Origin of the sequence: Coleofasciculus sp. B1-GNL1-01 (genome assembly GCF_040220235.1) — a bacterium.
GTDB lineage: Bacteria > Cyanobacteriota > Cyanobacteriia > Cyanobacteriales > Coleofasciculaceae > Coleofasciculus.
Genome location: NZ_JAVJTO010000072.1, coordinates 1 through 11154 on the forward strand (window position 1 = coordinate 1; position 11154 = coordinate 11154).

The 11154-nt window shown below is 45.6% G+C and carries 10 protein-coding genes and 1 pseudogene; 7 read left to right on the top strand and 4 right to left on the bottom strand.

What is annotated here, in order from left to right; all coding sequences use genetic code 11:
- Positions 1–313: 313 nt before the first annotated feature.
- Positions 314–1333 (bottom strand): isochorismatase, encoded by a 1020-nt coding sequence (locus tag RID53_RS18190; RefSeq protein ID WP_446389440.1) that lies wholly within the window; start codon positions 1331–1333, stop codon positions 314–316.
- A 154-nt stretch (positions 1334–1487) separates the two neighbouring features.
- Between RID53_RS18190 and RID53_RS18195 the strand changes: the two genes are divergently transcribed.
- The 3 genes from RID53_RS18195 to RID53_RS18205 all read left to right on the top strand — a co-directional run bounded on the left by RID53_RS18195 (position 1488) and on the right by RID53_RS18205 (position 3278).
- A complete protein-coding gene (locus tag RID53_RS18195; protein WP_446389441.1) occupies positions 1488–2435 on the top strand; it encodes an NAD(P)-dependent alcohol dehydrogenase in 948 nt (315 codons plus the stop codon).
- Between the two features lie 85 nt (positions 2436–2520).
- Positions 2521–2766, top strand: coding sequence for a hypothetical protein (locus RID53_RS18200; RefSeq protein WP_446389442.1), 246 nt, complete (start codon positions 2521–2523; stop codon positions 2764–2766).
- A gap of 80 nt (positions 2767–2846) precedes the next feature.
- Entirely contained in the window at positions 2847–3278 is a 432-nt protein-coding gene (locus RID53_RS18205; protein WP_446389443.1) for a hypothetical protein, read from the top strand.
- A gap of 57 nt (positions 3279–3335) precedes the next feature.
- On the opposite strand, the gene RID53_RS18210 is transcribed toward RID53_RS18205, so the two are convergent.
- Positions 3336–4880 carry a mercuric reductase gene (locus tag RID53_RS18210; RefSeq protein ID WP_446389444.1) on the bottom strand — a complete coding sequence of 515 codons (1545 nt, stop codon included), beginning with the start codon at positions 4878–4880 and terminating at the stop codon, positions 3336–3338.
- Positions 4881–5166: 286 nt separating this feature from the next.
- On the bottom strand, positions 5167–5952 hold the full coding sequence (locus tag RID53_RS18215; RefSeq protein WP_446389445.1) for a TVP38/TMEM64 family protein: 786 nt from the start codon (positions 5950–5952) through the stop codon (positions 5167–5169).
- Between the two features lie 219 nt (positions 5953–6171).
- On the opposite strand from RID53_RS18215, the gene RID53_RS18220 reads away from it, so the two are divergent.
- The 4 genes from RID53_RS18220 to RID53_RS18235 all read left to right on the top strand — a co-directional run bounded on the left by RID53_RS18220 (position 6172) and on the right by RID53_RS18235 (position 10307).
- Positions 6172–6753, top strand: coding sequence for a TetR/AcrR family transcriptional regulator (locus RID53_RS18220; protein ID WP_446389446.1), 582 nt, complete (start codon positions 6172–6174; stop codon positions 6751–6753).
- A gap of 67 nt (positions 6754–6820) precedes the next feature.
- On the top strand, positions 6821–7477 hold the full coding sequence (locus RID53_RS18225; protein WP_446389447.1) for a peroxiredoxin-like family protein: 657 nt from the start codon (positions 6821–6823) through the stop codon (positions 7475–7477).
- A 169-nt stretch (positions 7478–7646) separates the two neighbouring features.
- The gene (locus RID53_RS18230) at positions 7647–8747 is read left to right on the top strand and encodes an alkene reductase (RefSeq protein ID WP_446389448.1); all 1101 of its coding nucleotides are present in this window, start codon (positions 7647–7649) and stop codon (positions 8745–8747) included.
- A gap of 234 nt (positions 8748–8981) precedes the next feature.
- Positions 8982–10307 (top strand): hypothetical protein, encoded by a 1326-nt coding sequence (locus tag RID53_RS18235; protein WP_446389449.1) that lies wholly within the window; start codon positions 8982–8984, stop codon positions 10305–10307.
- 570 nt (positions 10308–10877) lie between these two features.
- Here RID53_RS18235 and RID53_RS18240 read toward each other — a convergent pair.
- A pseudogene (locus RID53_RS18240) lies at positions 10878–11154 on the bottom strand (ATP-binding protein); the annotation flags it as partial.

Sequence of the window (11154 nt, forward strand, 5' to 3'; positions counted from 1 at the left end):
AACAGTTATTGGTTTCTCGGTTAATTTTGTTCCTAAACCCACCCCTACACTAAATTTCACACCCCGATATCAGCGTTTTATATTAACCTAAAACCCGATCTAAAAACCTAGCCTATTTTTAGTGCGATCGCACGCCAAAGATGTAGGGGCGGGTTTAGGGACAATTTGTAGGGGCGGGTTTAGGGACTCAATTAGATAGTCACCGATAAATGAACAACGAAACCCGCCCTCCCCACCTCAAAATCACAAACAAAACCCGCCCTGATCCCAACCCTAATTTATTACAATTTTTTGGTGTTTTTTTGCCCAACGTTCAATCAATAAGTTCAGTCGATTTGACCCGATGCATTCCCGCATCAGCAAACCGTTGAAACGCCGCCTCAGCTTGTTCCGTAAAATCCGCACCCCCAGGAACCACAACCGGAGATGTGCAATCGTCCAGTAAATAAACCTTCTCGGCTAACTTAGGATCTCTGGCTTGAATTTCACCCAGCAAGTTATCCACTGTCCAAGCCACACAATGGCTCTTGGCTTGACCAGCTATAATTAATCGGTCAAACTCTAACAATTTTTCCAGAAATGGTGTGTTCTTTTGGGCAATAGGTTGGTCGTTCTGGTCAAAAAGAACTTCCGCCTGGAGAGCCGAGTAATTTTCAGTCAGCGGATTACTCCCTTTCATTTCAAAATGGGTCTGACTTTGGCGAGCAACATTATGGAATAAACAAGCCTCTTCCACCGCAGACACCAAAGCGTGACTAATTCCTCCCAGCATGGCATGGTAGGGCCAGATAATTAATGGATATTTACTATCACAATTGAGCGTCTTGGCATAATGTAGCGCATAATCTTGTAACCATTTCTCATCACCCTGGCGAATCCGAGGTGCGACGGCTGGATTGATTTTCCACACCCCTTTTTCTACATCCTCCATGGAGATATTCGTCATCGCGGGTGGATGGTCTCCAGCATCGTTAATCCAAAATATAGGATGAAAGATTTGCATTGCGGTATGGGTATCCATCGTTGCCAAAATTTCGGTGATGACTCCTAAATTGCGGTAGATAAATTCACACAATCGCACATTGTCATCAACCGCTCCCGTACCCGATTGACCGCCGACAAATAATTCAAAGTCGGGAATACAAAAGGTATTTTGAACATCGATTAACAATAAACCAATCCGGGTTTCATCTTGATGGGCTGGCTGGAGATGATGCTGTTTTGCCCAAGCTTCGGCTTGGTTGACGCGCTTTTGATAGGGAACACGCCAGACGTCTCCAACCTGATTGGGGTCGAAATGGGAGGGAATCGGAAGTTGGGTATTACTACTCATCACTAATTACTCAGGTTCGCTAAAGATTCTGAAAACTATACTATGGCTGATGAACTCACGTTCAGAGTCTTCCTCAAGACTGAGATATTGTTCTAGAGAGTATTGTTACATTTTAGAAGCATTGGTAATAATCTTTGTGGAGAAAGAATAGTTGATGAAATCAGTTGCAATTAATCAGTATGGTGGCACGGATGTCTTACAAGTTATAGACTTACCAACTCCACCCGTCAAAACTCATGAGATATTGGTCAAAGTCCATGCTACCAGCGTTAATCCCATTGACTGGAAAATCAGACAGGGAATGTTGCAACTCTTAACGGGCTATAACTTTCCCATGATTTTGGGATTTGATATTTCTGGGGAAGTTGTAGACGTGGGAACGGCTGTGACTCGGTTTCAACCTGGAGACCAAATCTATGCCTGTCTCGATAATCTCACAGGTGGTGCTTATGCGGAATATGCGGTTATATCGGAAAAAGCGGCTTGTCCAAAACCGGAAAAACTCTCCCATAAAGAAGCGGCGGCTGTTCCCTTAGCTGGACTCACGGCGCTGCAAGCCTTGCGAGATGAGGGAAACATTAAAAAGGGGTACAACGTGCTGATTAACGGCGCGTCCGGTGGTGTGGGTAGCTTAGCGGTACAAATTGCCAAGGCGTTTGAAACTCAGGTGACAGGGGTTTGTAGTGGTAAAAATAGTGAGTTCGTGAAACAATTGGGTGCTGACCGAGTGATTGATTATACTCAGCAGGATTTTACTAAGGATACTGCCAAGTACGATATTATTTTCGATGTGGTTGGAAATCAATCGTTCTGGAATTGCCAAGACTGTTTGCAACCCAACGGCGTTTATATTACGACTCAACCCTATCCGGGTAATTTCCTGGAGAGTTTGGTCACAGCGGTTATTCCGGGGAAAAAAGCGAAAGTTGTGGTTCTCAAATCCAATGGTTTGGATTTAAAGTCTCTGAAAGAACTGATTGAAATTCAGAAAGTTCGCCCAGTCATTGCACAAACCTATCCCTTGTCTGCGGTTGCTGAGGCGCATCAGGAGAGTGAACAGGGTCATGTTGTGGGTAAGTTGGTGATTAGGGTTGAAAATTGAAGGGTTTGACTCTTCGCTGCGTTCGAGGAAACCTGGTTTGTAGGGGCGGGTTTAGGGACTTTCTTTTCGCTATTAATGATAACGTTTGTGCAAAACCCGCTCTGACTTAACCCCTACACCCCCGCACCCTGAAAAGGGCGGGTTTAGTCAAGTTATGGGTTTGTGCCAAAATGTTATCGGTAAAACTCGCCCCTACACCTCTGCACCTCTGCACCTCCGCACCTCTGTACCTCTGTACCCTGAAAAGGGCGGGTTTAGTCAGGTTAGTGGTTGGTGTCAAAATGTTATCGGTAAAACCCGCCCCTACACGCCCATCTGTGTAATTCTTTAGAAAATGTTAATCTTTACTTAACTATGTTGGGCTATAACAGAAAAAATCCTCGACTCTAGTAGCATTGCAGGAGATAGTCCTTGAGTAGTCTAGGCAAGAAGCGATTAGAAACAGTTTGGGCGATCGCAGGATATGCGGTGGGTGGCAGTACGGCTTGTGCTGCACCAACTCCCTGTGCGGAGATACCGAAACAAATCTTGGTGGCGGCTTCTGATATTTTGATGTATACCACGATTTGGAAGATCTATTTTCAGGAAGATTTATCCCAGAAAGATCTTTTGGGAATGCTAACCGAATTGGGTTTAGTCACTCTTGTCGGGGCGGGAACGGCTTATGGGGTAGCTAGAGGGAGTACCGCCTTGCTAAAAGAAGTGTCTGACTGGGTAGGACCGGCAGGTTGGGGGGCTTGTGCGGCAATCACTGGTTCGCTTACAGGTATAGTGGGTATAGCCTGGGCAATGTATTGCGATCGCCGCTATTGCGAAACACATCCTCATGTCCTATCCAGTTGAATAGATCGTAGTAGGCACTTTAGTGCCATCAGCGCTAAAGCGCTTACTACAAACTTTCTAAGATAACTTAGTGAGTAACCCTAAAAAGCGCTTTGTATTGGGTGTCAGTAGTGTGCGCCGATACGCATCAGCCGCTTTCTTAATCCCTTCGGCTTGCGTTGGATAAGGATGAATCGCACTACTCAGCTTACTCAACCCCACGTTTCCCACAATCGCCGTTGTCACTTCACTAATCATCTCCCCCGCATGACGCGCCACGATTGTCGCCCCCAAAATTTTATCTGAACCTTTCTGATGGTGGATTTTCACAAATCCGTCCTCTTCCCCATCCGCGATCGCACGATCTACCGTATTAAATGGTATCTTAATTGTACTCACCTTAATTCCCTTTTCCTGAGCTTCATCTTCATACATGCCGACATGGGCAATTTCTGGGTCAGTATAGGTTACCCAAGGCATGACTAAATCACTGAGTTTAGACCGCCCTAAGCCAAAGGGAGAAAACAACGTATTTTTAATTACAATTCGCGCCGCTGCATCCGCTGCATGGGTAAATTTCCATTTCATACAAATATCACCCGCTGCATAAATATTCCGATTCGTTGTTTGCAGATAATCATTAACTTTTATTCCTTTGCGGTGGTACTCCACGCCAACAGCGTCTAAATTCAACCCTTCTATATTTGGCGCACGCCCTGCACCGACTAAAATTTCATCAACAATCACCGACTCATCCTGACCATTACAGGTATAGTGCAGTAACTTCCCCTCATCCATCTTGACTGCCCGTTTCATTTTGCAATCCAAGACTAAGCGAATGCCTTCGTTTTGAAACCTATTCTGCACAATTTCGGCGGCGTCAGTATCTTCTTTATTTAAAAGGTGAGAATGGCGATGGAAAAGAATCACCTCACAACCTAACCGACGAAATGCTTGTGCCAATTCACAGCCAATCGGTCCTCCGCCAATTACCGCCAGCCGTTTGGGGCGTTCGGTTAAGGAAAATACGGTTTCATTGGTCAGAAATCCTGTTTCTTCTATGCCATCAATAGGCGGTCTTACCGCCCTAGCCCCCGTCGTAATCACTGCTTTCTTAAACCGCAAAACTTGATCACCAACAGCAATTGTATTGGAACTTTGAAACGACCCTTCTCCTAAGAAAACATCAATATTATACGTTTGTTTAAATCGTTGGGCTGAATCATGATGACTAATTCCAGCCCGGAGTTTCCGCATCCGTGCCATAACTGCGGGAAAATCAATATCAATCTGTTCCGGAGGACGAATGCCAAAGTCTCCTGCTTCTTTCATTTGAGCAACAACACGGGATGAGCGAATAATACATTTAGATGGCACACATCCAACATTTAAACAATCCCCACCCATGAGATGGCGTTCGACTAAGGCAACTTTTAAGCCAATATCCATCCCAGCAGCACCAGCGGCGGTAACTAATCCTGCTGTTCCTGCACCAATTACCACCAGATCATAACGTTCGGCGGGTTTGGGATTAACCCAATCCGGTGGATGAACATGGGAAACCAATTGCTGGTTATACTCATCCATTGGCGGGACAATTACTCTTTCAGATGTTGATGTCATTTGTTACTCCTTAATAAGTAGTCGGACAAAACTCAAGTTAACGGTTGAGATGAGGGAACAGGGAACAGGGAACAGGGAACAGTAAGGGTTTTAGGCTTGTTAACATTTCCTATTAAAGAGTACAGGATTTATGTCCAGGGACTTAGTAATTGGGGATTAGGTAAAAGGGAATTTTTAAAGTTTATCACTTTGAGCAGGGCGGGTTTAGTTACTTAGGGGTGACAAAAAAAGATAGTTGTAAAACCCGCCCCTACAGGCTCAAATGCCACGTCTGGAACATTCAAAACTAATCGGAAACACTTTCATCTAGAACCACATCATCCGAGACTTTTTCATCTAATGCTTTTTTAGCAACTTTAGTGACATATACAGTAACAGCAACGGTGGCAATAAATCCAATAATCCGAATCGTCCATTGCACCGTCGGATTAGTCGGTTGCGCTTCTGTCCCCACCATCGCCAGACTACCCGCCAGAGAGCCAATATAAACATACATAATCGTTCCGGGAATCATACCCACAGAACCAAAAAAGTAGTCTTTCAACGAAACCCCAGTTAATCCATAAGCGTAGTTTAATAAATTAAAGGGAAACACAGGCGACAGTCGGGTTAATAGCACGATTTTAAATCCTTCCCCACCCACGGCATCGTCAATCGCTTTAAATTTTTCGTTCCCAGCAATTTTATTGGCTACCCAACCCCTCGCCAAATACCGCCCTACCAGGAAGGCGGCGGTTGCTCCCAAGGTGGCGCCAATAAACACATAGATAGAACCCAAAACGACACCAAAGACAACGCCAGCGCCTAGAGTAAGGATGGAACCGGGCAGGAATGCTACGGTGGCAATAATATAAAGTATGATAAACGCGATCGCACCAACGGGACCGAGATCTTGAATCCACTGCAAAGCATTGCGTAACCAGGCTTGGGGATTGAATCCTGAACCCGTGGCTGATTCCTGCGCCAAGGCGGGATTGGCGGCAATGAGTAATGTTGTACTAACCGCCAGCAGTGTGAAGAGGATTAGCTTGTATAGCGGTCTCAGGTTTCGGGGATGGAATTGGCGTTTCATCCGGTTTTCTCTCCTCAGTTGACCTCTGTTCTCGATCATGCGTCATCCCAGGTGCATCGTTATGATTATCCTAAACGGATACGCTGAGAATTCCCTGAAAATAGACGAAATGTCTGATGAATTAGGACTTTAAATCTCCTATTCCCTATATCCTTAAAAAAATACTTGACTATTCGTTCCAGAAACGCTAGAGTCTTCCTAGAAGCAAATACGAGAGTGATGGCTCGCCACAAAGAGTTTGACCAGGAGGAAGCTCTAGAGAAAGCCATGGAAACCTTTTGGTGTTATGGTTATGAAGGAACTTCCATCCAAGTTTTGGTCAAAAACATGGGCATTAACAGAGGGAGTCTCTATGACACGTTTGGTGATAAACGTGCTTTATTTCAAGCCGCGATCGCGCATTATGACCAAACCGTAGTCAAGGATGCGATCGCCCGACTCGAAGCCCCAGATGCCTCTAAGTCAGCCATTGTCAATCATTTTTATACCCTGATTGATCGAGCGGTTACAGATGTTCAACGGCGAGGCTGTTTGATCACCAATACGGCGGTTGAACTCTGTCCTCATGATCCCGATACCGCGACTCGTATCGCCACCAATCTGAAACGGATTGAACAAGCATTTTATCAAGTGTTAGTCAGGGCAAAAGAAAAAGGGGAACTCAGCGATAAACATGACCTAAACGCTTTAGCCAGTTTCCTTACCTGTACCTTACAAGGCTTGCGGGTTAGCTCTAAAGTTAACCCAGATCGGGAGGCTTTGCGGAGTATTGCTCAGGTAGCCCTCTCGGTTCTCGACTAATGCAGATCTTTTTTTTGAACAATTTTGGAACATTTGTTCCATAAAAGTAAATCACTGGAGAATTTTGATGACATTGACCCAAGAAATCAACACCCTACGCCAGCAAATCCAAGCCAAGATGCCTGAGGAGACCAAAGCGGTTATGGATCAAGCCATGGAAGATTTGGTCAATTCAGGAGTTGCTGATCAGAGTCTCAAGGTTGGCGACAAAGCTCCCAATTTTCGCCTCCCGAATGCTGTCGGCAAAACTGTTGAATTGCAAGATTTACTCAGCCGTAATCCTGTGGTTATTTCCTTCTACCGAGGTGGCTGGTGTCCCTATTGCAATCTGGAATTACGAACCTTACAGCAGTCCTTACCGGAAATTAAAGAATTAGGGGCAACCTTAGTGGCAATTTCGCCACAAACGCCGGATAATTCCCTATCCACTGTGGAGAAAAATGACCTAGAGTTTGAGGTGTTGAGTGATGTAGGAAACCAGGTAGCTAAGGATTTTGGTTTAGTCTTTGTGCTACCGAAGGAATTGCGCCCGATTTACCAAGACTTTGGCATTGATTTACCCGCTCATAATGGGGAGGACACATTTGAATTACCCATTCCTGCCACTTATGTTATTGCCCAAGATGGAACAATTATTCATGCTTTTGTTGAAGTCGATTACACGAAACGCTTAGATCCAAAAGAAATTATCGCCGCATTAAAGCAACGCTCTATAGCGGCTTAATTGGAAGCGAACCAATGAGTTTGTAGTAGGCACTTTAGTGCCATAAAAGCTGGTATCGCTTACTACAAAGAAAGCTTTAAATCAATGCCAAATATTCCGATTATTAAGCGTTTATAGTCAGCGCTAAAGTGATGATGGCGCTAAAGCGCAACTACAAACAAAGGACAATATGAACTTATTTACACCCGTTCAAGTTGGTGCATACAAACTCCCCAATCGTATGGTTATGGCACCCTTAACCCGGATGCGTGCAGGTGAGGGAAACGTACCCAGAGAACTCAATGCTACCTATTATGCTCAGCGTACCTCTGCGGGATTAATTATTTCCGAAGCCACTCAAGTTTCCCAGCAGGGATATGGATATGCGTATAGCCCAGGAATCCACTCACCCGAACAGGTGGAAGGCTGGAAGCTAGTTACTCAGGCGGTGCATGAACAAGGGGGACGAATGTTCCTACAATTGTGGCATGTTGGGCGTATTTCTCATCCCTCCATGCAGCCGAATGGGGAACTTCCCGTTGCGCCAAGTGCGATCGCGGCTGAAGGGATGGCGTCCACTCACACGGGTGAGCAACCCTTTGTCACCCCGCGTGCGTTGGAAACTGAGGAAATTCCTGGAATTGTGGAACAATATCGCCACGGAGCAAAAAATGCGTTAGCGGCTGGATTTGATGGGGTAGAAATTCACAGTGCTAATGGTTATTTGCTCGACCAATTCCTGCATGATGGCTCAAATAAACGCACGGATCAATACGGTGGCTCAATTGAAAATCGCGCTCGTTTATTGATGGAGGTTACGGAAGCTGTGCTGAGTGTTTGGGGGGCGGATAAAGTGGGGATTCGCCTCTCGCCTGGTGGAACGTTTAATAATATGTCTGATTCCAACCCGGAAGCGTTGTTTGATTATGTGGTTTCTGAACTCAACCGCTTTAACTTAGCCTATCTCCACATCATTGAACCGAGAATCCAAGGGAATGTCACGGTTGAAGATGAGGGTACAGGATTGGGGGTGCGTCATTTTCGTTCCCTCTATCACGGAACCTTAATTACAGCAGGTGGGTATACCCGCGACACGGGAAACGCGGTGCTGAAGGCGGGAGAGGCTGATTTAGTAGCGTATGGTAGATTGTTTATTGCCAATCCTGACTTACCCAAGCGGTTTGAGCTGAATGCTCCCCTAAACGATTATGATCGCTCCACCTTTTATCGGGGTGATGAGCATGGATATACAGATTATCCGTTCTTAGAGGAGTCTCAGCAAGCTAGTTAATTAAGAGCGCGATCGCGAAATTCATTCATTTATACCAAGTTGCGTTATCGAATGTCATTCTGAGCGAAGCGCGAAGCGAAGCTATAGTGAGGAAGGAGCGTCAGAATTTCGCCAGATGCGTCGCTACTATTCCTCAAACCTTTTGTATGCAAGTTCGGCTTTCTGTAAATCTCAAGCCTGAGCCAGACTTCTATACTTGAGATAGAGACTACAGAAAACTTTACAATAACAACTATGGCTCCCGATCCCAAGATAATGAATAGCGTCGAGCAGCTTGGCTATCGCGTCACTGTAGGTGATGTAGCGGCTCAGGCGGGATTGAATATCAATCTCGCCGAACGCGGATTACTGGCGCTAGCCTCCGATGCAGGTGGACATTTACAAGTCGCCGAGTCAGGTGAAATTGCCTATTTATTTCCCAAGAACTTTCGCACAAACCTACGAAACAAATTCCTCCGGCTGCGCTTGCAGGAATGGTGGGCAAAAATTTGGCGTGTCTTATTCTACCTGATTCGGATTTCCTTCGGGCTTCTCCTCTTACTCTCAATTGTCCTAATTTTTCTCGCCATTTCGATTATCGTCATCAGTATCAGTTCCAGCAGTGATAGTGATTCAGGTGGTGGCGGTAACGGAGGGTCTAATCGAGGTGGCGGCATGTTTTTTATGCCCCGCTTCTGGATTGGACCCGATATCTTTTGGTTTTTCGACCCCAGTTACGAACGCCATCGACAACGGCGCACCTCCTGGAATTCTGCTGAGAGTAAGCAGATGAATTTTCTGGAGTCAATTTTCTCATTCCTGTTTGGTGATGGTAATCCCAATGCGGATTTAGAAGAACGTCGCTGGCAAGAAATCGGCACAGTGATTCGCAATTCCGGCGGTGCGGTTACAGCAGAACAGATTGCTCCATATTTGGATGATATTGGTACAGGCTATCAACGGGAATATGAGGACTATATGTTACCCGTTCTCAGCCGTTTCAATGGGCGTCCAGAAGTTAGTCCCGATGGAGATATTATCTATCACTTCCCCGATTTACAGACAACTGCACAACAGCAGCAGCGTCAGCCTGTTCCCTCTTATTTGAAAGAACAGCTTTGGCGCTTTAGTGCGGCTACCAGTGGACAAAAGATACTGGCAATTGGGTTAGGTGGCGTGAATATTGTCGGTGCGTTAATGCTGGGTTCTCTGTTAAAAAGCGGAGAAATTGCTGCCGAGATAGGCGGATTGGTGGCGTTTGTTGCCTCAATTTACTGGTTTTTACTGGGGTACGGGATTGGCTTTTTAGCGATTCCGCTGATTCGTTATTTCTGGATTCAACGGAAAAATAGTAAAATCGCAGCCCGTAATCAGCAACGACAGCAGGAAGCATCAGCACTGGTTCAAGGGGATACCAATTTACAGAAAAAACTGGCGTATGCTCAACAGTTTGCGGCGCAAAATGTAATTGGGCAAGAGGATTTGGTGTATACCAGTGAACAGGATTTACTGGATCAAGATTTACAACGAAAAGACCAAATTGATGCTGAATGGCAACGCCGTTTAGAGTCTGGTTCTTAGGTGGCTAGAGAGGGTTTTGCTGTTCCGTTAAGTAGTCGGACAAAAGAAAACGGTGCTGTATTAAGTTTTGTAAACCACCTTCAAACCCTTACTGTTCCCTGTTCCCTGTTCCCTGTTCCCTCATCTCAACCGTTAACGTTAATTGTGTCCACCCACTTATTGGTGGGGAAGGGCGGGTTTTGTTGTTCCGTTATTGGTGACTAACTGAATTTAGTCCCTAAACCCGCCCCTACAGAGTCCCTAAACCCGCCTCGACGTGGCTAAATGTGACCCGACAATTAACTTATACGAAGTCGGTTGGTGGAAATCAACTCAACACTAAGTAAATAGGTGGGGACAATTAAAGTTAACGGCGGAGATCGTCATTCGTCATTCGTCATTTGTAAGGGTTTGAGGAACATTCACAGAACTTAACATAGTTCGGTTTATTTCCACCAACCTACTTACCTGGACATAAATTCAGGCACGCAGCCTTGTACTACACTAGCAAAGTAGAGTGAAATGTTAACAAGCCTCAAACCCTTACATAAACGTAGCTTGCTTCTCGATGAAAGCGAGTATGACGAATGACTATTTAACCCAGCCTTGAATTTCTGTTGGGGTGGGGTTGCGTTCTAGTTTCATACATTCTTGTTTGGTGGCGTCTAGGAGATGTTGCATGGTGACGGGTTTGCCTTCTTCTGCGGCAAAAAAGGCAGCATTCATAGCAATGGAACGGATATTTCCCCCGGTGGCTTGCAGTTTGCCTAATCTAGCATAATCCAGTTTCCGAGTTGGGGTTTCCTTGGGGAAGATGCGTTCCCATATTTTGGCACGGGATGCTGCATCGGGATAGGGGAATTTGACG

Coding starts and splice junctions, on each gene's coding strand:
- RID53_RS18230 (WP_446389448.1), top strand. CDS start 7,647: ATGAACTTATTTACACCCGTTCAAGTTGGTGCATACAAACTCCCCAAT.
- RID53_RS18220 (WP_446389446.1), top strand. CDS start 6,172: ATGGCTCGCCACAAAGAGTTTGACCAGGAGGAAGCTCTAGAGAAAGCC.
- RID53_RS18195 (WP_446389441.1), top strand. CDS start 1,488: ATGAAATCAGTTGCAATTAATCAGTATGGTGGCACGGATGTCTTACAA.
- RID53_RS18215 (WP_446389445.1), bottom strand. CDS start 5,952: ATGAAACGCCAATTCCATCCCCGAAACCTGAGACCGCTATACAAGCTA.
- RID53_RS18210 (WP_446389444.1), bottom strand. CDS start 4,880: ATGACATCAACATCTGAAAGAGTAATTGTCCCGCCAATGGATGAGTAT.
- RID53_RS18235 (WP_446389449.1), top strand. CDS start 8,982: ATGGCTCCCGATCCCAAGATAATGAATAGCGTCGAGCAGCTTGGCTAT.
- RID53_RS18225 (WP_446389447.1), top strand. CDS start 6,821: ATGACATTGACCCAAGAAATCAACACCCTACGCCAGCAAATCCAAGCC.
- RID53_RS18190 (WP_446389440.1), bottom strand. CDS start 1,333: ATGAGTAGTAATACCCAACTTCCGATTCCCTCCCATTTCGACCCCAAT.